Consider the following 21352-nt stretch of genomic DNA (forward strand, 5'->3'; position numbering starts at 1 on the left):
ACAATAGATCTGTGTCACCGGACCTGTGGGAGCCGGCGATCAGGCCCTCAGGCTTTCTTGACTCTGAACCACGCCGCATACAGCGCCGGCAGGAACAACAGCGTCAACGCCGTCGCCACGATCAGGCCGCCCATGATCGCCACCGCCATCGGCCCGAAGAATACGCTGCGTGACAGCGGGATCATCGCCAGTACCGCCGCCAGGGCGGTCAGCACGATCGGCCGGAAGCGCCTTACCGTCGCCTCGATAATTGCCTGCCAGCGGTCAAGCCCGGCGGCGATGTCCTGCTCGATCTGGTCGACCAGGATCACCGAGTTGCGCATGATCATGCCCGACAGGGCAATGGTCCCGAGCATGGCGACAAAGCCGAACGGCTGGCGGAACACCAACAGGAACAGGGTCACGCCAATCAGCCCCAGGGGCGCGGTGAGGAACACCATCACCGTGCGCGAGAAGCTGCGCAACTGCAGCATCAGCAGGGTCAGCACCACGACGATGAACAACGGCACCCCGGCGTTCACCGACTTCTGCCCGCGGGTCGAGTCTTCTACCGTGCCGCCTACCTCCAGCAGGTAGCCATCGGGCAGTTCGGCGCGCACCGGGTCCAGGGTCGGGAGGATTTGCTGGACCAGGGTCACCGGCTGTTCCTTGCCGTAGATGTCGGCGCGCACGGTAACGTTGGGCAGGCGGTTACGGTGCCAGATGATGCCCTCTTCAAAACCGTATTCCAGGGTTGCCACCTGCGACAGGGCAACGCTACGGCCATTGTCGGTGGGCACCGCCAGGCTCGGCAGGTTGGCAAGCTCCGTGCGCTCCTGCTGGGTGCCACGCAGGAGAATTTCGATCAGCTCGTTGTCTTCACGGAACTGGCTGACAGCAGAGCCGGTCAGCGAGCTTTGCAGAAACCTCGCCAGGTTCGCCGTGCTCACCCCCAGGGCGCGGGCGCGGTCCTGGTCGATGTTCAGGTAAACCACTTTGCTCGGCTCTTCCCAGTCCAGGTGCACGTTGACCACATGGGGGTTCTCACGCACCTTGGCGGCCACCTTGCGGGCCAGGGCACGCACCTGCTCGATGTGCTCGCCGGTGATCCGGAACTGCACCGGGTAGCCCACCGGCGGGCCGTTTTCCAGGCGCGTGACCCGCGAGCGCAGGTCGGGGAATTGCTCATCGAGGGTGGCGATCAACCAACTGCGCAGTTGCTCACGCTCCTCGATGGTTTTCGCCAGCACCACGAACTGGGCAAAGCTTGCCGCCGGCAGTTGCTGGTCCAACGGCAGGTAAAAGCGCGGCGAACCGGTGCCGACATAGGCCACGTAGTTGTCAATGCCGGTACGCTCCTTGAGCATTGCCTCCAGGCGTTTAACCTGCTCGGCGGTGTTGCTCAGCGAGGCGCCTTCGGCAAGCTTGAGGTCGACCATCAACTCCAGGCGCCCGGAGGCCGGGAAGAACTGCTGGGGCACGAAGCGGAACAACAAAATGCTGCCGATAAACAGGGCGATGGTTGCCAGGATCACCGTCTTGCGCCGTTCTACACACCAGCCGACCAGGCGCCGCACGCGCTGGTAGAAGGGCGTGCCATATGGGTCCGGGCCACCGTCGGCGGTGCCGTGCTTGGCCACGTGCAGCTTGGCCAGGTCCGGCAGCAGGCGCTCGCCCAGGTATGGCACGAACACCACGGCGGCGATCCACGAGGCGAGCAAGGCGATGGTCACCACCTGGAAGATCGAGCGGGTGTATTCACCGGTGCCGGACTGCGCGGTGGCAATCGGCAAGAAGCCTGCGGCGGTGATCAAGGTGCCGGTCAGCATCGGGAAGGCGGTGCTGGTCCAGGCATAACTGGCGGCCTTGAGCCGGTCGAAGCCCTGCTCCATCTTGATCGCCATCATTTCCACGGCAATGATCGCGTCATCCACCAGCAAGCCCAGGGCCAGCACCAGCGCGCCGAGGGATATCTTGTGCAGGCCGATGCCGAAGTAGTACATGGCGGCAAAGGTCATCGCCAGCACCAGCGGGATCGCCAGCGCCACCACCAAGCCGGTGCGCATGCCTAAGGAGAAGAAGCTCACCAGCAAAACGATGGCCAGCGCCTCGACCAGCACCTGGACGAACTCGCCCACACCGGTCTTCACCGCCGCCGGCTGATCGGACACCTTGCGCAGCTCCATGCCGGCCGGCAGGTTGTGGGCGATGCGGGCGAACTCGGTTTCCAGAGCCTTGCCCAGCACCAGGATATCGCCACCGGCCTTCATCGACACCGCCAGGCCAATGGCGTCTTCGCCCATGAAGCGCATGCGCGGTGCCGGTGGGTCGTTAAAACCTCGGCGCACATCGGCGACGTCGCCGATACGGAAGGTGCGGTCGCCGACCCGGATCGGGAACTGCTGGATCTGCTCGACCGTGGTGAAGCGCCCGCTGACCCGCAGTTGCAGGCGCTCGCTCGGCGTCTCGAAGAAGCCTGCGGTGCTCACCGTATTCTGCTCTTCCAGCGCTTGCTGCACTGCGGCCAAGGGCAGGCCGAGGGTGGCCAGCTTGAGGTTGGACAGCTCGATCCAGATCTTCTCGTCCTGCAGGCCCAGCAGCTCGACCTTGCCGACGTCCTTGACCCGTTGCAGCTGGATCTGCACCCGGTCGGCGTAGTCCTTGAGCACGGCGTAGTCGAAGCCGTCGCCGGTCAGCGCGTAGATATTGCCGAAGGTGGTGCCGAACTCGTCGTTGAAGAACGGCCCCTGAATACCCGGCGGCAAGGTATGGCGGATGTCGGCGACCTTCTTGCGAATCTGGTACCAGAGCTCGGGGATGTCGGCCGAATGCATCGAGTCGCGGGCCATGAAGGTGACCTGCGATTCACCAGGCCGCGAGAACGAGACGATCTTCTCGTACTCGCCGGTTTCCATCAGTTTCTTTTCAATGCGCTCGGTCACCTGGCGCGAGACTTCCTCGGCACTGGCGCCTGGCCAGAGGGTGCGAATGACCATGGCCTTGAAGGTAAAGGGCGGGTCTTCGCTCTGCCCCAGTTTGGTGTAGGACAGCGCGCCGACCACGGCCAGCAAAATCATCAGGAACAGCACGATCTGCCGATTGCGCAGGGCCCAGGCGGAAAGGTTGAAACCCATCGGGACTTACTCCTTGACCGCCAGATTCACCACACGATTGGACCGATCCACCGGACGCACCTGTTGCCCCTCCTGGAGCACATGCACGCCGGCCGCTACCACCCAGTCCGAGGCATTCAGGCCTTCGAGCACCGGCACGCTGTTTTCACCGTAAGCACCGACCCGCACCGGCACGCGCTTGAGGGTGTTGTTGGCATCGACACGCCAGACGTAGGTCTGGCCGTTCTCTGCGGTCAGGGCCGAGAGCGGCACCGCCAGGGGAATCTGCTCGGTGTGCTGGATGAACACCCGGGCACTTTGACCGAGCTCGGCCGGCACCTTGCCAGCGGTGAAGGCGATGCGCGCCGCGAACGTGCGCGAACGCGGATCGGCGGACGGTGACAGCTCGCGGATGCGGCCATTGAAGCGCTGATCCGGTTGCGACCAGAGCTCCACCGACACCGGCTGCCCCACCTTGAAACGGCCGAAGTTCTGTTCCGGCAGACCAATCAGCACTTCACGCTCACCATCGGCGGCCAGGGTGAACACCGTCTGGCCAGCGGACACCACCTGCCCGACCTCAACCTGGCGCTTGGCAATCACCCCATCCTGAGATGCCCGCAGCACGGCGTATTCCGCCTGGTTGCCGGCCACATCAAACTCGGCGCGCACTTGCTTGAGCCGGGCGAGCCCGGCACGGTAGAGGTTTTCGGCGTTGTCATATTGCGAACGGCTGACCATCTGCCGGTCGAGCAGGGTCTTGTAGCGGTCGCGTTCGGCCTTGACCAGGTTCAGGTTGGCTTCGGCGGCGGCCAGTTGTGCACGGCTGGCTTCCAGTTGCAGGCGCACATCCTGAGGGTCGAGCTCGGCCAGCGCCTGTTCAGCCTTGACCCGCTGCCCCTCCTCGACCAGGCGCTTGCTGACCTTGCCACCGATACGGAACGCCAGGTCTGGCTCGAAGCGCGCACGCACCTCGCCGGGGTAACTGTCGGCAGCGGCGCTGGCCGGCTGCGGCTGCACCACCATGGCCGGGCGAAGGGAAGTCTGCGGTGCGCTTTCCTGCCCACAGGCAGCAAGCAGCAACACAAGACCGACGGGCAAAGCGAGGGGCAAGGCATAGCGCAACATGATGAATGACCTTTCGCGAATGGCGCTTTGAATATTTATACTGACGGGTATATTAAATCAGGGAGCCGGACCGGGGAAGCAGGCGTGCGAGAGAATTCCGACATTTATGCCGGGCGCAGCACGTCGATATTTGCCCGCCGAAATACCGGTCGCGATGTACCATGTGCACTTACTGGAATATGTAACTTTTCACTCATGCCCAAAGTCACCGCTGCTACCGGCCCCGGCCGGCCCAAGGACCTGGCAAAACGCCAGGCCATTCTCGAGGCAGCCAAGGTGCTGTTTCTCACCCTTGGCTATGCCAACACCAGCATGGATGCGGTCGCGACAGCGGCAGGTGTGTCAAAACTCACGGTCTACAGCCACTTCACCGACAAGGAGACGCTGTTCTCTTCGGCGGTGGTCGCCACCTGCACGGCGCAATTGCCCGAACTGATCTTCGAGCTGCCTGAAGGTGTGCCGCTGGAGCAGGTACTGCTGAAGATCGGTCGCGGTTTTCAGGCGCTGATCAGCAGCGACCTGTCGGTCAAGCTGCACCGGCTGATCATGGCCCTGGGCAATCAGGACCCGAAACTCAGCCAGATCTTCTTCGAGGCCGGCCCGATGCGGGTCCTGCATGAGATGGAGGCGCTGCTGCGCCAGGCGGATGCGCGCGGGTTGCTGCGCATCGAGCTGCCGGCCAACGCCGCCGAGCACTTCTTCTGCCTGCTCAAGGGCGCGGCCAACTTCCGCCTGTTGCTCGGCTATGCCCCGGCGCTGGATGCCGAGGCCGCCGAGGCCCATGTCCAGGAAGTGGTGGCGCTGTTCATGCGCGCCTACCGCCCCTAGGGCTTGAGGGCTTTTTTCGGGTAGATGTCGTAGCGGCTGGATTTGCCTTCCAGGCAGTGGCTGGGCTTGGGCCCGTCGATGATCGGTGCCTTGCGCGGGCGCTTGACCACCACCCGGTGGCTGGCCAGGGCCAGGGCGGCGGCGAGCAGCGCCGGGGCGTCGAGGTCGTCACCGACCAGCGGGCGGAACACGCGCATTTCCTTTTTCACCAGGGCGCTCTTGTCGCGGTGCGGGAACATCGGATCGAGGTAGATCACCTGCGGCGGCTCGCCCTGCCAGTTGTGCATGTGCTCGATGGCATTGCCGGTGAGCAGGTGCATGCGCGCGACGATCGGGCCAACCTCGGCATCATTGCGGGCGCGGGCCAGGCCATCTTCAAGCAAGGCCGCCACCAGCGGCTGGCGTTCGATCAGGGTCATCTGGCAGCCAAGGCTGGCCAGCACGAAAGCGTCCTTGCCCAGCCCCGCCGTGGCATCGAGCACCTGCGGGCGTACGCCTTGAGCGATACCCACGGCCTTGGCGATCATCTGCCCGCTACCGCCGCCGAACACCCGCCGATGGGCCGCCGCGCCTTCGACGAAATCCACCCGCACCGGCCCCGGCGCCTGCGGGCCGAGCTGCTGGATCTGCAGGCCACTGGCACCGACCTGCACGGCAAAGCCTGCGTTGTCGTCGCTCAGCGGCAACTCCAGGCGCTGTGCCCACTCGACAGCCTGGGCCTGAAAATCGGCCGTCAATGCCTCGACCCGGATGCCGCCGTCCGCCAGTTGCTCCACCATCAAATCCTGTACTCAAAAAAATTAAATGATCGTCGGCCGCGGCCGATATACGAAGTATTCGCTATTTTGCCAGACCAGAACCCTCTGCGACTGCCATGACCGACATTCTTCAGCTCAACTCAGGTTATATCTCGCCCGTCGGCGACTATGGCCGGCACAATACCCAGGCACTGGGCGGCGTCAGCCACCTGTGGCAGGACTTTTTTGCCCGCGCCCTGGCTGAGCAGCAAGGTCAGGAAGACGCAGCCAAGGCCATGGCCGCCGAGCAATTCGACAAGGTCACCGGCGAGCCGCTGGGCGGCAGCCAGGTGCTGGCGCAGATTCACAGCCAGCGCCTGTGCGATGTGCATGACACCGAACTGGCCCCGCCCGAGCCGCTGTTCCTGCCGATTGCCGAACTCGAACCTGAACTGCTGGAAAAACTCGCGCCGCCGTTCAGCGCCGCCGAACTGATCGAGCAGCAGCGTCAGCTGGATATCAGCAACACCTGGGTACGCCCGATCGTCATGAGCCAGGGTCAGCCATTGCCTGAGCCAGGCCCGGCACCACAGGCCAAGCCGCTGTACCTGCCGATCGCCGAATTCGAGATGGACCTGCTGGACAAGGCACGCGAACCTTTCGACGAAGCCACCATGGCCGTGCAGCAATCGCAGCTGGACTTTGACAATCGCTGGGCCCGCCCGGTGGTGCTGAACAACGTGCGCATCGCCGCCTGAGCCTCAGCGGCAGATCTGCCAGAAGCCCATGTCCAGATGAAAGTGATTACGGTGCGCGCCGTTGTAGTCGGGCCCCAGCACCGTATTGAAGCTGTCGCAAGCACTGGCGTGCACATCCCTTAAGAACTTCGCTTTGACGCCCTCCCCCGGCCAGTCCTTGAGCAACTGAATACGCTGCCCGTCGGCCAGGCGAAAGCCGGCGATGTCCAGGGCGTTGGCCGTGGCGTGCTGGCTGAGGCGGCCATTCTTGCGGTTGTACATGTTGCGACAGGCGAAGCTGCCCAGGTGATCGACCTGCACCACCGGTTGGGCAAAAGCACGCTGCGCCGCCGGTTGCAGGGCATGGCGCTCGAACAGCGCATAAGCCACCGCCATCGGGCAACTGGCGAGAAAGCTGCTGCTCAGGCGCACCGAGGAGCCTTCGACCCGCACCACGTTTTCCAGCGGGCACGGCGCGTTGGCCGGGCTGTCGGACTGCCTGCGATAGCGCAGGTTCGAGGTTGCCAGGGCCTGCTCGCACAGCTGCGGATCATCCTGCAGACGGCCCAGCTTATACGGTGTCAGCAGGTTCGGCGGCTCGCGCACATCCAGCGCCGCCCAGGGGTTCCAGGCATCTGGCAGACGCCAGCCCATGCGCCAGGCAACGACACTTACGGCAATCAACATCAGGCACAGCACAGCGAGCAATCCTTTGCGCATGGTCGATCAACGCCTGAATAACTGGTTGAGCTGGTCGAACGACAACGCCTGGTCGGCGTAGTCGAAACGGCCTTGATCATGAATCCGTTGCGCGGCGTTGAAAAACGCCCCATAGGCCGCCCGCGCCAGCGACGAGCCAACACTGATGCGCTTGACACCAAGGGCCTGGACATCGGCAAAACTCAGCTGCACACCGCTCAGGCCCATCAGCACGTTGACCGGCTTGGGCGCTACCGCCTGGACCACACGGCGGATCTCTTGCGCGGTACGCAGGCCCGGTGCATAGAGCACATCGGCGCCGGCTTCGGCGAAGGCCTGCAGGCGGGCAATGGTGTCATCCAGGTCCATGCGCCCGTGCAGCAGGTTTTCCGCGCGGGCACAGAGCATGAACGGGAAGTCCAGGCTACGGGCGGCGGCCACCGCCGCTTCGACCCGCTCCACGGCGTGATGAAAGCTGTAGATCGGGTCTTCGGCGTTGCCGCTGGCATCTTCGATGGAACCACCGACCAGACCGACGGCGGCGCCCTGCAGGATCGCCTCGGCGCACCCCTTGGGATCGTCGCTGAAGCCGTTCTCCAGGTCTGCGGCCACCGGCAACGCCGTGGCGTCGACAATGGCACGGGCGTTATCCAGGGTTTCATCCAGGCTCATGGCCCCTTCGGCATCCGGACGCCCCAGGGAGAACGCCAGCCCGGCACTGGTGGTGGCCAGCGCCTCGAAGCCGAGGCTGGCCAGCAGCTTGGCGGAACCGGCATCCCAGGGGTTGGGAATGACGAAGGCGCCATCGCGTTCATGCAGGGCTTTGAAGGCTTCGGCACGCAGGGTTTGCACATCCATGATCATGACTCCCGGGCAGGCGGCAGGGCAGGTTAGAGCAAGCCGAGTTGTTCGGCTTCTGGTGTCCTGTCCAGTTCAGGCAAGGCTGCAAGCCCCGGCAGACGTTCCATCAGGCCCTGATGGAAACGCCGGGCCAGGGCGGCGGCCAGGCGGTTGTCGGCAGTATGCAAGAAAACGTAGGGGCTGCGCCCCTCCTCGATCCAGGCCGCGACTTTGTCCAGCCACGGCTGCAGGAACGGCTCGTTGGCGGCAAGCTCGGGGTGGCCGATGAAACGTATCTGCGGGTGCTGGGTGAAGGCGGTCGGGCGTGGCGGCACGCGAGGCTTTTTCGACTGGGCGTGAAGCACCTCAGGGCTGCGCGACGTGCAGCTGAACAGCGCCCGGGGATCAAGACAGATGCGCTCCACGCCGCGATCGAGCAGCAAGCGGTTGAGCCTACGCTCTTCATCGCCCTTGCTGAAGAACGCTGCATTGCGTACCTCCACGGCGATGGCCACACCGGCCTCGTCGAGGAAAGTCACCAGCTCACCAAGGCGCGCCGGGCCGAAGGTTGCCGGCAACTGCAGCCAGTAGGGGGCTACGCGTGCGCCCAAGGGCTTGAGCAAGTCGATGAAGGATTGCGCGGCCGCCAATTGACTGTGCAGATCACCACTATGACTGATATCGCCGGGGAACTTGGCGGTAAAACGAAAATGCGCGGGCATCACCTGCGCCCAACGCTCGATCGTCGCCGGTGCCGGGCGGGCATAAAAGGTGGTGTTGCCTTCTACGGCATTGAAGACCTGGCTGTAGAGGCCGAGAAACTCGCCGCTTTTGGCGTCAGCCGGGTACAGGTACTCGCGCCAGGCGTTTTCACTCCAGGACGGACAACCGACAAAATAGGGAAGCGTGGACAGACTCATCCATCAAATGTACAGGTCCAGCCCCAGTACTTCCATCTCCCAGTCAACGAAACCGGCTGTGGTCAGGTAGCTGGCCAGAGCATGGGCGGTGCGCTTGTTGCGCGCCCGCGGGAAGATCATGTCCTGGGGCCGTGCCGGCAGGCCGCCAGGGCGCGCCTGGCCTTGGCTTGCGCTGGCTTGCGGCTGCACTTCGAACTCGCCCGGCAGATCCTCGTCTTCCACGTCATCGGTGCGCACCGGCGCTTTGCGCGGGGCACGCTTGATGGGGTAGGACTGCGAGGAAAAACCGTCGATACGCATGGCGATTACTCAAGAGCAATGATGGCAATTTAGCAGCATCGTTGATCCTTCGCTAATGCCCGATTGATAACTGGACCACAGTTCGGGCAAAAGGTTTTACTTGGCCTGAGAATAGTCGACGAGTTGCACTCAGCGCGCTTTCGGCGTGGCCACTTTGTCGCGCAGGTACACAGGCTGCGCAAGGTCCGCGGCAATGGCCTCGCCACGCTGCCAGGCGAACATCGCCAGGCTCAGCAGGTCCTGGGCATGGGGCAGCAGGCTGGCATCCTGAGCGTTGACCTTGACCGCCAGGCGCTCGGCATAGCCCCAGCCGGTGCCGGCACCGAACCAGTCGCCGCTGGCGCCAAGCGGCAGCGCGACCTGCTCCGGTGGCAGCACTGCCTCGGTGCCCTGCAGGCGCATTTCGCCGTCGACATTCTGATAGCAGCCCCAGTAGACCTCGTCCATGCGCGCATCGATTGCCGCCGCCACTTGCTGTACGCCCTGCTCGCGCAGGGCGCGCTGGGCCAGCACGGCCAGGTTGGACACCGGCAATACCGGCCGTTGCAGGGCAAAGGCCAGGCCCTGGACCACGCCAATGGCAATGCGCACGCCGGTGAAGGCACCCGGGCCACGGCCGAAGGCGATGGCATCGAGCTGTTGCAGGGTGACGCCGGCATCGGCCAGCAGTTGCTGGATCATCGGCAGCAGCTTCTGCGCGTGCAGGCGCGGGATCACCTCATAGTGGCTGGAAACCTTGCCGTCATGCAGCAAGGCAACGGAGCAGGCTTCAGTGGCGGTATCGAGGGCCAGCAAGGTGGTCATCGGGGGTTCCAGGGGCAAGAAAAAAGAGCGGCATTATAAACAACAACGGCCCGCAAGCGGGCCGTTGTCTGCACTACCGAGCGTCGATCAGCTCAGTGCGGCCAGGACCTTGGCGGTGATGGCATCAACCGAGCCCACGCCTTCGATATGGCTGTACTTCGGCTTGCCTTCTGCGGCCGCCAGTTTCTGGTAGAAGTCAACCAGAGGCTTGGTCTGGGTGTGGTAGACCGACAGGCGATGACGTACGGTTTCTTCCTTGTCGTCATCACGCTGGATCAGGTCTTCGCCAGTGGCGTCATCCTTGCCTTCCACCTTCGGTGGGTTGTACTGGATGTGGTAGGTACGACCCGAAGCCAGGTGCACGCGGCGACCGGCCATACGACCAACGATCTCTTCGTCGTCTACGGCGATTTCCACAACATTGTCGATGGTCACGCCCGCTTCCTTCATGGCTTCAGCCTGAGGAATGGTGCGCGGGAAGCCGTCGAACAGGAAGCCGTTCGCGCAGTCAGCCTGGGCAATGCGCTCTTTGACCAGGTTGATGATCAGTTCGTCGGAGACCAGCTGACCGGCGTCCATAACCTTCTTCAGCTCCAGGCCCAGCGCAGTGCCGGCCTTGACTGCGGCGCGCAGCATGTCGCCAGTGGAAATCTGTGGAATACCGAACTTCTCGGTGATGAACTTTGCCTGAGTACCTTTACCGGCCCCGGGAGCTCCCAGCAGAATTACGCGCATCTCGTGCTCCTCATTTTTTTGTAAGCAAATCAGTGGGTTTGCCACGCAGGGCCAATCCCGGAATTTGGGTGATGATCGTAATTTCGATCAAAAGGCTGCTCAAGATACACAGCGCCCGCAAGCCACACAAGCGGTCGAAAGTCGGAAAAACCCGTGCACAGTGGCCGTCTTGAGCACAGGTTGCGCCGGGCGCAACCTGTTGCTTTACAAGCATTCTGCCCGCCCTGTGCAACGGATCGGCGGGCCGGGGTTTGCACTCAGCCGGTATTGCGCAAACCCGCCGCGATACCGGCCACGGTAACCAGCAAGGCCTGTTCCAACGGGCTATCCAGAGCGGCTTCGCGCCCGCGCGAGCGCGCCAGCAGTTCGGCTTGCAATAGATGCAGCGGGTCCAGATAGGTGTTGCGCAAGCGGATGAATTCCAGGGTCTCGGGGCTGTGTGCCAGTAGCACCGGCTGCCCGGTCAGCCCCAGTACCACCTGGCACGCCTGCGACAATAGGTCGCGCAAATGTGCACCCAAAGGTCGCAGTTCTGGTTGCACTAGACGTTCGTCATAGGAGCGGGCGATATCGGCATCGGCCTTGGCCAGGACCATTTCCAGCATGTCGATGCGTGTGCGGAAAAACGGCCACTGCTCGCGCATCTCGGCCAGCAACGGCCCCTGGCCACGGGCCAGGGCATTGTTCAGTGCCGCTTCCCAGCCAAGCCAGGCCGGCAGCATCAGGCGCGTTTGGGTCCAGCCGAAAATCCACGGGATCGCCCGCAGGCTTTCAATACCGCCGGCGCGACGTTTGGCCGGGCGGCTGCCCAGCGGCAGGCGGCCCAACTCCTGCTCCGGGGTGGATTGACGGAAGTACTCGACGAATTCGGGGTTGTCACGCACCACGCCACGGTAAGCCTTGACGCCGTCGGCGGCCAACTGGTCCATCAGCGCGCGCCAGGCCGGTTGTGGCGGCGGCGGTGGCAGCAAGGTCGCCTCCAGCACCGCGGCCAGGTAGAGGTTGAGGTTCTGCTCGGCGATGTCCGGCAGGCCGAATTTGAAGCGGATCATCTCGCCCTGCTCGGTGGTACGAAAACGCCCCGCCACCGACCCCGGCGGCTGCGACAGGATCGCCGCGTGGGCCGGGCCGCCGCCACGCCCGACGGTACCGCCGCGACCGTGGAACAACAGCAATTCGACCTGTTGCTCACGGCAGATGCGCACCAGGCTTTCCTGGGCGCGGTACTGGGCCCAGGCCGCCGCCGTGGTACCGGCATCCTTGGCCGAGTCGGAATAGCCGATCATCACTTCCTGCGGGCCATGCAAGCCGGCGCGGTAGCCCGGCAGGCCGAGCAGGCGCTCCATCACCGGCCCGGCGTTGTCCAGGTCGGCGAGGGTTTCGAACAGCGGCACCACGCGCATAGGCCGCAGTACGCCGGCTTCCTTGAGCAGCAGTTGCACCGCCAGCACGTCAGAGGCGGCACCGGCCATGGAGATGACATAGGAGCCCAGCGAGGCCGCTGGCGCTGCGGCAATCTCGCGGCAGGTGGCAAGCACTTCGGCGGTGTCGGCCTGGGGCTTGAAGTAGCTTGGCAACAGTGGCCGACGGCTGTTGAGTTCCTGCTGCAGGAAGGCGACGCGTGCGTCTTCATCCCACTCGGCATAGCGGCCAAGGCCCAGGTATTCGGTGATTTCGCTCAACGCCGAGGTGTGCCGGGCGGCGTCCTGGCGCACATCCAGGCGTACCAGGAACAGACCGAAGGTCACCGCCCGGCGCAGGCAGTCAAGCAGCGGGCCATCGGCAATCACGCCCATGCCACAGGCGTGCAGCGACTCGAAGCACAACTGCAAGGGCTCGAACAGTTCGCGGTTGTCCTGCAGCACTTCGGGGGCAGGAGCCTGCGCGGCGGTCAACGAGGCGTGGGCCCAGGCACGGGTGATCCGCAAGCGCTCACGCAACTGCTTGAGCACGGCCCGATAGGGCTCGGCGGAGTCACCCACTGTGGCCCTGAGCGCCTCGCTGGCCTGCTGCATCGACAGCTCGGCAGCCAGGGCATCGATATCACGCAAGAACAGGTCAGCGGCCATCCAGCGCGCCAGCAACAACACTTCGCGGGTAACCGGCGCGGTGACATTGGGGTTGCCATCGCGGTCGCCGCCCATCCACGAAGCAAAGCGAATCGGCGCCGCCTCCAGTGGCAGGCGCAGGCCGGTGGCCTGGTGCAGGGCCGTGTCGACCTTGCGCAAATGATGCGGGATCGCCTGCCACAGCGAATGCTCGATCACCGCAAAGCCCCATTTGGCTTCGTCCACCGGGGTTGGCCGGGTGCGGCGGATTTCTTCGGTGTGCCAGGCTTCGGCGATCAGGCGTTGCAGGCGTTCGCGGATCTGTTCGCGCTCGGCGGGGATCAGGTCGCGGTGATCCTGGGCGGCCAGCTGCGCGGCAATCGCGTCGTACTTCTGGATCAGGGTGCGCCGGGCCACTTCAGTCGGGTGAGCGGTCAGCACCAGTTCAATGCTCAGTTTGCCCAGTTGCCGGGCCAGGGCATCGTCGCTGTGGCCGGCGGCCTTGAGCCGTGCCAGCAACTCGGGCAGCACACGGGCTTCGAAAGGTTCGGGCTGGCCGGCGTCGCGGCGGCGGATCAGCTGATACTGCTCGGCGATGTTGGCCAGGTTGAGAAACTGGTTGAAGGCCCGGGCCACCGGCAGCAGTTCGTCTTCGGCCAGGTCGTTGAGGGTCGAGCTCAGCTGCTCGGCACTGCCGCTGCGGTCGGCCTTGGCACTGCGGCGAATGTCCTCGATGGTCTGCAAAAACGCTTCGCCGTGCTGCTCGCGCACGGTGTCGCCCAACAACTCGCCCAACAAATGAACATCTTCACGCAAGCGCACATCGATATCAGTCATCAGCCCTGTCTCCGGCATTCGGGAAAACCGCTCTGGGCCCAGAGTGCCCCAGTAGTGGTCGAGCTTCAAGGCAGAGCCGCGGCTGAACTACGCTCAACCTAGGTCTCAACTCAGGCCCACAGGAGAACATCATGAAAATCCGTGATCTTGCCCAGCATTGGGAACAGAACGCCAAAGGCCCGTTGAGCCCCACTGGCCATGTCCTGCACCTGGACATGGAAGCAGCGGCGCGCCTGGCGGCCCTGGCCGAAATGTACCCCAAGCGCCAGCCCGAAGAGCTGCTCGGCGAACTGCTGGGGGCAGCGCTTGAGGAGCTGGAAGCGAGCTTCCCCTATGTCCAGGGCTCGCAGGTGATTGCCACCGATGAAGAAGGCGATCCGCTCTACGAAGACATCGGTCCGACCCCGCGTTTTCTTGCGCTGTCTCGCCGTTACCTGCAGGAAATGAGCTGCACCAAAGGCGACATCAGCGCTTGATTCATCCCGTCTGTAGCTGCGTTCAGAGCGCCTGCGCAGGCGCTCGCGTACTGCGGACACAGCTGAAAGTTCAACGAAAAAACCACTGACCGATCAGTCAGAAAAAACCGTAACCACACGGCAATTTTTTCTGAACTATTGAAAAAACGCTTCGGTCACAGCCAATAGCCATCACGGCAAACCCCTCTCAGAACCGGGTGAAAGCAGTCCCGAAGCTGATGGCGCACGCCGATGGGCTGGCTGTCCTGGCCTCATCGCGGGTCAAGCCCGCTCCCACGATGGGCCTGCATTTACCCTTCCTGTGGGAGCCGGCCTCGCCGGCGATTGGGCTGCAAAGCAGCCCCGGGGCTTACTGGACTTCTTGCGGGGTCTCCTGCCCCAGGCAGCGCACGGCCTGCTTCTTGTTGTTCACCAGGACGCCGGTCAGGCCCTTCTGCGCGGTGTCGAACAACACCAGCACACCATCAACGCATTGCGCCACCTGGTTGGCCGGCTGCAGGGATATCTTGTAGTCCTCGCCCGGAATGGTCTTGAGCATGGTGAAATCGGACAACAGCAAGGCATCCTCAGGCTTGGCGAAATGCAGGTAACCGTAATACCACAGGGCCGCGACGGTACCGATGATGCTGCAGACACCGGTAATGATCAGCGGGATGGCGTTGCGTTCTTCACTCATTGCGACTTCTCGTCAGGGTAATTGGGGACTTCGGCCAGGCGCCGCAGCCCGTTGAAATGGCTCGGGTCGTCCAGAAAGCGCAACATGACCTGGCGCCAGGTCTTGTCGGCAAAGGTCTGCACATGCCCGCCACGGGTCAGCTGCAACACCCTCGGAGGTGGCGCAGCCTGGTACAACTGGATGCCGTTGGCCAGCGGCACGATGGGGTCGTCGATACTGTGGAAAAACAACTTGGGCGGCGCCTTGATCCGAGCAATCGAATGGATCGCACTGTCGCCATCGGGCACCAGCCACGACAACGGCACCTGTAGCGGCCAGGTCATCCAGGAGTTGCTCAGGGCAAACCGCCCGACCTGGCGATAGCTGGCCGGCACGCCATCGAAGACCATCGCCTTGAAGCGTTCGGCCTGCCGGGGATGCTCGGCCAGGTAGTGAATGGCCATTGAACCGCCCAGGCTCTGGCCGAGCAGGACCTGTGGCTTGCCCTGCACCTCGGGCGCCTGGTCCAGCCAGTCCAGCGCTGCGGCGATGTCCTGGTAGACCTCGGGCAACTCCGGTTTGCCCTCGGACAGGCCGTAACCGCGGTAGTCGAGCAACAGCACCTGATAGCCCTGCTCCGGCAACCACCAGCTGCCACCCAGGTGCCAGGCCAGGTTGCCGCCATTGCCATGCAGGTGCAGCACCGTGCCCTTGACCTCGACACCAGCCTTGGCCGGCAGCCACCAGCCGTGCAGGCGGGTGCCGTCGGCCGCGGTCAGGGTGACGTCGCGGTACTCGAGCCTGGCTTTTTCCGGGGTGAACGGCTGGCCAGGCTCGGGAAAGAACAACAGCGAACTGCAGCCGCCCAGACTCAGCAGCACCAGCAGCAGGCCCAGGGGCCTGCGCCATGCATCAGAGAATGTTCGAATAATCGGCTTCAATCCGGTCCAGGCTCAGGTGGTTGAGGAAGTTGGAGAAACACATCCAGGCCGACAGCGCGTTGAGGTCGCGAAACTGCTCCGGCAGGTACTTGGGCGGTTCCACCAGGCCTTCATCGACCAGTTGGCGCAACGTGCGCATGTCTTCAAGGGTGGTCTTGCCGCAGAACAACAAGGGGATCTGTTCGAGCTTGCCCTTGCGCACGGCCAACTGAATATAGTTGTAAACCATGATAAAGCCCTTGAGGTAGGACAAGTCCTTGGTAAACGGCAGGCCGTTGGGCACCGACCCGCGGAATACCCGGCTGGCGTTACCGTAGCTTTCGGCCATCTCGAAGCCCTGGGCGCGGAAAAACTCATAGATCTGCATGAAATCCGCGCCCTCCTCGACCATATGGATGGCCCGGGTACGGTTGGTCAGCTTGCGCAGGCGGCTGGGGTAGGAGGCAAAGGCGATCACCTCCATGAGGATCGCCAGGCCTTCCTGGGTCACGGTCGATGAGGGCGGACCCTTGGCCAGGAAGGTGCAGATCGGCTGGTTGAGGCCGTTCAGGGTAGTGCCGACGTGCACCAGGCCTTCATGCACCTCCAGCGCCCGTACGTCGCGGCTGTTGAACATGGCGTCGGCGCGGATCTTGATGTAGTCGGCACCGGCGGCGGCGTCGGCGACGATACCGTCGGACTCGAACACGCGGATGGTGTCTTCAGCCTCATTGAACACTTTGTTCAGGCGGCCCTGGAGCATCTCCACGGCCTGCTTGGCGGTGAGGTTCTTCGGCTCGTCCTTGAGGTCGCCGCGGCCGTCGATGTTGTTCAGGTAATCCGAGAGCATCAGGCCCAGGTCGGCCAGGGTCGGGTCACCGGCATGGAAGGCGTCGGAGGCGGCGCCATACAGCTCTTGGGAGATCAGGCCGAAATCCTCGGTGCCACGCGCTTCGAGCATGCGCACCACCATGCGGTATTCCTTGCACATGCGCCGCATGATCTGCCCGACCGGGTTGAACTGGCCGAGCTGGCGAGTGATGTCGCGCTCGATGTTCTGGAACTCGAGCTTGACCGCCGCCGAATCGAACGACAAGGGCCGGCCCTGGTAATAGGCGCGGTCTACCGCTGGCGGCTCCTTGCCTTTGGACTTGAGGAAACCCTGGCGAATGCTGTCGTCCCACTTCACCGCATCGAGCACGCGAATGGGCGTTTGCGCCAGGACAATGCGATCAGACAGGGCGCGTATCGTCTGCTGGTACTCGTCCACCCTACACTCCTTGAGTTGCAACTATCACTTGCCGGCCCGCGTGAAGCGCGCCACTTCGATGAACAGGTCGGAGTTGGCCGGGTCGTCCAGATAGGCCAGGACACGCTCGGCCGGGCTGTCGATCAGGATGCCTTCGCCGTTGTCTTCCGGCACCTCGATGGTGCGGCCACTGAGTTCTTTCTTGCGTACGGCCTGGTTGACCTGCTCGACATCGAGGTTGTAGACCACCAGCACCTTGTTATCGAGCACTTCGAAGCCGCCGATCAGGAAATTACCGCCCAGGCGTTTGGGCACGCCGGCCGAGAGGTACCAACGATTGCCGTGCTGGGACACGGTGAAGGCGTACTCGTCGCGCTTCTTGTCCTTGCCAATGGCCACCGCCTTGTAGGCGTTGCCACCGCTGCGGCTGATCTGCAGGGTCAACGGTTCACCCCAGGCATCCTTGCTCGTCCATGTGCCCAACAGGGCCTTGGGCGCGGGCTTATTGGCCGGGATCGGCTCGTTGAAGGTGACCAGACAACCGCCAAGCAGCAAGAACGACAATGCCAACAGCAGGGTTCTGGCTTTCATCAACCTCTCCTTGAAATAGGTTCGCGCCTTACACCGACGCCAATACCAGATGCAGGTACCGGGTAAGAATAGCGAGCATCGGCGCTTCAGCCTGGGCGTGTTCGCCGTCGAGCAGGCCCTGATATTCCATCTGCTCGATAATCGCCGTCAACACCAGGGCATCCTGTTGCGGCTGATGCGAGCCTACCACTTGCAGCATCTGCACGGCGCCGCGCAGGAGGATCTGCTCGTGCGACTTGACCAGTTCGGCCAGCCGCGGGCACAACAGCGCCTCCTGGCGGAAAGCCTGCTCGGCCATGAGAAAGTCACGGCGGTTGTGCAACTGGCGCTGCACGTAGTCGGTGGTCATCTTCGCCACTTCGTCGGCCAGGCGCGCCCGCGACTGCGGGCTGCCATCGCCCTGGGACAACAACTGGCGCAGCACCACCTCGGTGTTTTCCCAGAGTTTGGCCAGGTAGGCGGCGCTGCGTTCGACATACTGGGCGAAGGTGTCGGTGAGTAGGTCTTCGATGTCCTTGAAGTAATAGGTGGTCGCCGACAGCGGCACCCCGGCCTCGGCGGCCACCGCGCGGTGACGTACGCCACGCACGCCATCACGCACGACGATGCGCATGGCCGCATCAAGGATTTGCTGGCGGCGAAGCTCGCTACCTTCGCGGCTGGCCTTGCGGCCCTGGTACTGCACGCTTTCGGCCACCGCTGTAGCCACGCCGGCGGCGCCTTGTTGAATCATTGCGGGAGTCACTGCTGGTCTACCCCAAACGTTGGATCCGATCAAAGAATTTATTGCAGGCATGAAAAAGCCGCCCCGGAAGGCGGCTTGTTCAGTTCGCTCAGGCCTGTGGGCGCATGTGCGGGAACAGGATGACGTCGCGAATCGATGGCGAGTTGGTCAGCAGCATCACCAGACGGTCGATGCCGATGCCTTCACCGGCGGTTGGCGGCATGCCGTATTCCAGGGCACGGACGAAGTCGGCATCGTAGTGCATGGCTTCGTCGTCACCGGCGTCCTTCTCGGCCACCTGGGCCATGAAGCGCTCGGCCTGGTCTTCGGCATCGTTGAGCTCGGAGTAGGCGTTGGCGATTTCGCGGCCACCGATGAACAGCTCGAAGCGGTCGGTGACGTTCGGGTTCTCGTCGTTGCGGCGGGCCAGCGGCGAGACTTCGAACGGGTACTGGGTAATGAAGTGCGGCTGCTCCAGCTTGTGCTCGACCAGCTCTTCGAAAATCATCACCTGCAGCTTGCCCAGGCCTTCGAAGCCGAGGACCTTGGCACCGGCGTTCTTGGCGATTGCGCGGGCCTTGTCGATGTCCTGCAGGTCGGCCGCGCTGATCTCAGGGTTGTACTTGAGGATCGAATCGAACACCGACAGGCGCACGAACGGCTCGCCGAAGTGGAACACCTTGTCGCCGTACGGCACGTCGGTAGTCCCCAGGACAAGCTGGGCCAGCTCGCGGAACAGCTCCTCGGTCAGGTCCATGTTGTCTTCGTAGTCGGCGTGGGCCTGGTAGAACTCGAGCATGGTGAACTCGGGGTTGTGCCGGGTCGATACGCCTTCGTTACGGAAGTTGCGGTTGATTTCGAAGACTTTCTCGAAACCGCCCACCACCAGACGCTTGAGGTACAGCTCCGGAGCGATACGCAGGAACATCTGCATGTCCAGCGCATTGTGGTGGGTTTCGAACGGCTTGGCGGCGGCACCACCGGGGATGGTTTGCAGCATCGGCGTCTCGACTTCGAGGAAGTCGCGGGCCATCAGGAAATTGCGGATGTGCGCAATGACCTGCGAGCGGACGCGGAAGGTGTGACGGGTCTCTTCGTTGACCATCAGGTCGACGTAGCGCTGGCGGTAGCGCTGTTCGGTGTCGGTCAGGCCGTGGTGCTTGTCCGGCAGCGGGCGCAGCGACTTGGTCAGCAGGCGCACGCTGGTCATTTCGACGTACAGGTCGCCCTTGCCGGAACGCGCCAGGGTGCCTTCGGCGGCAATGATGTCGCCCAGGTCCCAGGTCTTGACTGCGGCCAGGGTTTCTTCCGACAGGGTCTTGCGGTTGACATAGACCTGGATGCGACCGGTCATGTCCTGGATCACCATGAACGAGCCACGGTTGAGCATGATGCGCCCGGCAACCTTGACCGGAATCGCTGCAGCTTCCAGCTCTTCCTTGGTCTTGTCGACATACTGTTTCTGCAGGTCGTTGCAGTAGCTGTCACGGCGGAAGTCGTTGGGGAAGGCATTACCCTTGGCGCGCTCGGCAGCAAGTTTTTCCTTGCGCAGCGCGATCAGGTTGTTTTCTTCCTGTTGCAGGTCTTGCGGGTCGAGTTGTAAGTCGCTCATGTCGTCACATTTTCCATCACGGGTTCATTGTCCCTCGCCTTGGGCAAGGGATCGCGGGGCAAGCCCGCCCCGACAGGGGGCGGGCCGGGGCCGCGCGGTTACAGCCCTTGCTTGAGGCTGGCTTCCAGGTATTCGTCGATATCGCCATCGAGCACCTTGTCGCAGTCGCTGCGCTCGATGTTGGTGCGCAGGTCCTTGATCCGCGAGGCGTCGAGCACGTACGAGCGGATCTGGTGACCCCAGCCGATGTCCGACTTGCTGTCTTCCAGGGCCTGGGAAGCGGCGTTGCGCTTCTGCATCTCCTGCTCGTACAACTTGGCCCGCAGCATTTTCATGGCGGTGTCCTTGTTGGCGTGCTGGGAACGTTCGTTCTGGCAGCTGACCACGGTGTTGGTCGGTACGTGGGTGATACGTACAGCCGAGTCGGTGGTGTTTACGTGCTGACCACCAGCGCCCGAGGAGCGGTAGGTGTCGATGCGCAGGTCTGCCGGGTTGATCTCGATCTCGACCTTGTCGTCGATCTCTGGCGACACGAACACCGCCGAGAACGAAGTGTGGCGACGGGCGCCGGAGTCGAACGGGCTCTTGCGCACCAGGCGGTGCACACCGATCTCGGTACGCAGCCAGCCAAAGGCGTACTCGCCCTTGATGTGCACGGTGGCGCCCTTGATGCCGGCGACTTCACCCTCGGACAGCTCCATGATGGTGGCGTCGAAGCCACGCTTGGCCGCCCAGCGCAGGTACATGCGCAGCAGGATGTTGGCCCAGTCCTGGGCTTCGGTGCCGCCGGAACCGGCCTGGATGTCCAGGTAGGCGTTGTTCATGTCCATCTCGCCGCTGAACATGCGCCGGAATTCGAGCTTGGCCAGGGATTCTTCCAGGCCCTGGAGCACTTCGACGACGTCGTTGACGGCGGCTTCGTCGTTCTCTTCGACGGCCATGTCGAGCAGCTCGCGGGAGTCGACCAGGCCACCGGACAGTTCATCCAGGGTCTCGACGATCTGCGCCAGCATGGCGCGTTCGCGACCCAGTTCCTGGGCGTACTCGGGCTTGTTCCAGACGTTCGGGTCTTCGAGCTCGCGGTTGACTTCGATCAGGCGGTCATGCTTGTGATCGTAGTCAAAGATACCCCCGAATGGACTCGGAGCGCTCGGTCAGGTCCTTGATGGTGTTCAGGATCGGTTGGATTTCCATGGGCGGGCAGCTCTCGTGCGTATTCTGTAGAAAAGCCGGAGAGTATAACCGAGTCTGAAAGCCGACGGCAGCCCGTCTAGCGGGTGTGCTGATGGATGCACAACCTGTGGGAGCTGGCTTGCCAGCGATCGAGTGCGAAGCGCTCGCAAGCCATACCGCACAAGGGGTGCAGGCTGCACTGGCCCTATCGCTGGCAAGCCAGCTCCCACAAGGGGCAGCGCACGTC

General features: G+C 63.4%; 20 protein-coding genes. 3 read left to right on the forward strand and 17 right to left on the reverse strand.

Translation table 11 applies throughout. The features are described from left to right. Positions 1-47: 47 nt before the first annotated feature. A complete protein-coding gene (locus NLX68_RS07735; RefSeq protein ID WP_254283521.1) occupies positions 48-3113 on the reverse strand; it encodes an efflux RND transporter permease subunit in 3066 nt (1021 codons plus the stop codon). A 6-nt stretch (positions 3114-3119) separates the two neighbouring features. After that, a complete protein-coding gene (locus NLX68_RS07740) occupies positions 3120-4220 on the reverse strand; it encodes an efflux RND transporter periplasmic adaptor subunit (RefSeq protein ID WP_254283522.1) in 1101 nt (366 codons plus the stop codon). Positions 4221-4415: 195 nt separating this feature from the next. Between NLX68_RS07740 and NLX68_RS07745 the strand changes: the two genes are divergently transcribed. Then, positions 4416-5048, forward strand: a complete 633-nt coding sequence (locus NLX68_RS07745; RefSeq protein WP_254283523.1) for a TetR/AcrR family transcriptional regulator — start codon at positions 4416-4418, stop codon at positions 5046-5048. Here the strand turns inward: NLX68_RS07745 and NLX68_RS07750 are convergent. Then, positions 5045-5827: a class I SAM-dependent methyltransferase gene (locus NLX68_RS07750; RefSeq protein WP_254283524.1), complete on the reverse strand. Its 783-nt coding sequence runs from the start codon at positions 5825-5827 to the stop codon at positions 5045-5047. The genes NLX68_RS07745 and NLX68_RS07750 overlap by 4 nt on opposite strands. 95 nt (positions 5828-5922) lie before the next feature. On the opposite strand from NLX68_RS07750, the gene NLX68_RS07755 reads away from it, so the two are divergent. Further along, positions 5923-6543 carry an energy transducer TonB gene (locus NLX68_RS07755; RefSeq protein ID WP_254283525.1) on the forward strand — a complete coding sequence of 207 codons (621 nt, stop codon included), beginning with the start codon at positions 5923-5925 and terminating at the stop codon, positions 6541-6543. A gap of 3 nt (positions 6544-6546) precedes the next feature. Here NLX68_RS07755 and NLX68_RS07760 read toward each other — a convergent pair whose 3' ends face one another. The 7 genes from NLX68_RS07760 to ppc form a co-directional block, all read right to left on the reverse strand. Further along, entirely contained in the window at positions 6547-7230 is a 684-nt protein-coding gene (locus NLX68_RS07760; protein WP_254283702.1) for an extensin family protein, read from the reverse strand. Between the two features lie 18 nt (positions 7231-7248). Further along, positions 7249-8079 carry an oxaloacetate decarboxylase gene (locus NLX68_RS07765; RefSeq protein WP_254283526.1) on the reverse strand — a complete coding sequence of 277 codons (831 nt, stop codon included), beginning with the start codon at positions 8077-8079 and terminating at the stop codon, positions 7249-7251. A gap of 32 nt (positions 8080-8111) precedes the next feature. Further along, positions 8112-8981, reverse strand: a complete 870-nt coding sequence (locus tag NLX68_RS07770) for a DUF72 domain-containing protein (RefSeq protein ID WP_254283527.1) — start codon at positions 8979-8981, stop codon at positions 8112-8114. A gap of 3 nt (positions 8982-8984) precedes the next feature. Continuing rightward, entirely contained in the window at positions 8985-9281 is a 297-nt protein-coding gene (locus NLX68_RS07775; RefSeq protein ID WP_254283528.1) for a hypothetical protein, read from the reverse strand. 129 nt (positions 9282-9410) lie between these two features. Then, positions 9411-10085 (reverse strand): tRNA (adenosine(37)-N6)-threonylcarbamoyltransferase complex dimerization subunit type 1 TsaB, encoded by a 675-nt coding sequence (tsaB, locus tag NLX68_RS07780; protein WP_254283529.1) that lies wholly within the window; start codon positions 10083-10085, stop codon positions 9411-9413. Positions 10086-10172: 87 nt separating this feature from the next. Then, positions 10173-10820 (reverse strand): adenylate kinase, encoded by a 648-nt coding sequence (gene adk / locus NLX68_RS07785; RefSeq protein WP_254283530.1) that lies wholly within the window; start codon positions 10818-10820, stop codon positions 10173-10175. A gap of 257 nt (positions 10821-11077) precedes the next feature. Then, positions 11078-13705 carry a phosphoenolpyruvate carboxylase gene (ppc, locus tag NLX68_RS07790; RefSeq protein ID WP_254283531.1) on the reverse strand — a complete coding sequence of 876 codons (2628 nt, stop codon included), beginning with the start codon at positions 13703-13705 and terminating at the stop codon, positions 11078-11080. Positions 13706-13836: 131 nt separating this feature from the next. Between ppc and NLX68_RS07795 the strand changes: the two genes are divergently transcribed. Then, positions 13837-14181, forward strand: a complete 345-nt coding sequence (locus NLX68_RS07795; RefSeq protein WP_254283532.1) for a pilin assembly protein — start codon at positions 13837-13839, stop codon at positions 14179-14181. A gap of 349 nt (positions 14182-14530) precedes the next feature. On the opposite strand, the gene NLX68_RS07800 is transcribed toward NLX68_RS07795, so the two are convergent. From NLX68_RS07800 to prfB, 7 genes are all read right to left on the reverse strand, one after another. Then, positions 14531-14857, reverse strand: a complete 327-nt coding sequence (locus NLX68_RS07800; protein WP_010224896.1) for a hypothetical protein — start codon at positions 14855-14857, stop codon at positions 14531-14533. After that, a complete protein-coding gene (locus NLX68_RS07805; protein ID WP_254283533.1) occupies positions 14854-15777 on the reverse strand; it encodes an alpha/beta hydrolase in 924 nt (307 codons plus the stop codon). Before NLX68_RS07805 ends, NLX68_RS07800 begins: the two co-directional genes overlap by 4 nt. Next, complete coding sequence (locus NLX68_RS07810) at positions 15749-17026, reverse strand: flavohemoglobin expression-modulating QEGLA motif protein (protein ID WP_254283534.1); 1278 nt, start codon at positions 17024-17026, stop codon at positions 15749-15751. The genes NLX68_RS07805 and NLX68_RS07810 overlap by 29 nt, the downstream gene beginning before the upstream one ends. Positions 17027-17050: 24 nt before the next feature. Further along, a complete protein-coding gene (locus NLX68_RS07815; protein ID WP_254283535.1) occupies positions 17051-17596 on the reverse strand; it encodes a hypothetical protein in 546 nt (181 codons plus the stop codon). 28 nt (positions 17597-17624) lie between these two features. Then, positions 17625-18329 carry a TetR/AcrR family transcriptional regulator gene (locus tag NLX68_RS07820; RefSeq protein ID WP_100782012.1) on the reverse strand — a complete coding sequence of 235 codons (705 nt, stop codon included), beginning with the start codon at positions 18327-18329 and terminating at the stop codon, positions 17625-17627. Between the two features lie 100 nt (positions 18330-18429). Then, positions 18430-19932: a lysine--tRNA ligase gene (gene lysS, locus NLX68_RS07825; RefSeq protein WP_010224906.1), complete on the reverse strand. Its 1503-nt coding sequence runs from the start codon at positions 19930-19932 to the stop codon at positions 18430-18432. A 98-nt stretch (positions 19933-20030) separates the two neighbouring features. Next, a protein-coding gene (prfB, locus tag NLX68_RS07830) for a peptide chain release factor 2 (RefSeq protein ID WP_100782011.1) occupies positions 20031-21126 on the reverse strand; the annotation gives its coding sequence in 2 pieces (ribosomal slippage) (positions 20031-21053 and positions 21055-21126; 1095 coding nt in all). Positions 21127-21352: the final 226 nt, after the last annotated feature.

Source organism: Pseudomonas sp. SBB6 (genome assembly GCF_024213215.1).
Classification (GTDB): domain Bacteria; phylum Pseudomonadota; class Gammaproteobacteria; order Pseudomonadales; family Pseudomonadaceae; genus Aquipseudomonas; species Aquipseudomonas donghuensis.

Excerpts from the sequence above, each read along its gene's own strand:
- NLX68_RS07735 (WP_254283521.1), bottom strand. The coding sequence starts at position 3,113 with ATGGGTTTCAACCTTTCCGCCTGGGCCCTGCGCAATCGGCAGATCGTG.
- NLX68_RS07740 (WP_254283522.1), bottom strand. The coding sequence starts at position 4,220 with ATGTTGCGCTATGCCTTGCCCCTCGCTTTGCCCGTCGGTCTTGTGTTG.
- NLX68_RS07745 (WP_254283523.1), top strand. The coding sequence starts at position 4,416 with ATGCCCAAAGTCACCGCTGCTACCGGCCCCGGCCGGCCCAAGGACCTG.
- NLX68_RS07750 (WP_254283524.1), bottom strand. The coding sequence starts at position 5,827 with ATGGTGGAGCAACTGGCGGACGGCGGCATCCGGGTCGAGGCATTGACG.
- NLX68_RS07755 (WP_254283525.1), top strand. The coding sequence starts at position 5,923 with ATGACCGACATTCTTCAGCTCAACTCAGGTTATATCTCGCCCGTCGGC.
- NLX68_RS07765 (WP_254283526.1), bottom strand. The coding sequence starts at position 8,079 with ATGGATGTGCAAACCCTGCGTGCCGAAGCCTTCAAAGCCCTGCATGAA.
- NLX68_RS07770 (WP_254283527.1), bottom strand. The coding sequence starts at position 8,981 with ATGAGTCTGTCCACGCTTCCCTATTTTGTCGGTTGTCCGTCCTGGAGT.
- NLX68_RS07775 (WP_254283528.1), bottom strand. The coding sequence starts at position 9,281 with ATGCGTATCGACGGTTTTTCCTCGCAGTCCTACCCCATCAAGCGTGCC.
- tsaB (WP_254283529.1), bottom strand. The coding sequence starts at position 10,085 with ATGACCACCTTGCTGGCCCTCGATACCGCCACTGAAGCCTGCTCCGTT.
- adk (WP_254283530.1), bottom strand. The coding sequence starts at position 10,820 with ATGCGCGTAATTCTGCTGGGAGCTCCCGGGGCCGGTAAAGGTACTCAG.
- ppc (WP_254283531.1), bottom strand. The coding sequence starts at position 13,705 with ATGACTGATATCGATGTGCGCTTGCGTGAAGATGTTCATTTGTTGGGC.
- NLX68_RS07795 (WP_254283532.1), top strand. The coding sequence starts at position 13,837 with ATGAAAATCCGTGATCTTGCCCAGCATTGGGAACAGAACGCCAAAGGC.
- NLX68_RS07800 (WP_010224896.1), bottom strand. The coding sequence starts at position 14,857 with ATGAGTGAAGAACGCAACGCCATCCCGCTGATCATTACCGGTGTCTGC.
- NLX68_RS07815 (WP_254283535.1), bottom strand. The coding sequence starts at position 17,596 with ATGAAAGCCAGAACCCTGCTGTTGGCATTGTCGTTCTTGCTGCTTGGC.
- NLX68_RS07820 (WP_100782012.1), bottom strand. The coding sequence starts at position 18,329 with ATGATTCAACAAGGCGCCGCCGGCGTGGCTACAGCGGTGGCCGAAAGC.
- lysS (WP_010224906.1), bottom strand. The coding sequence starts at position 19,932 with ATGAGCGACTTACAACTCGACCCGCAAGACCTGCAACAGGAAGAAAAC.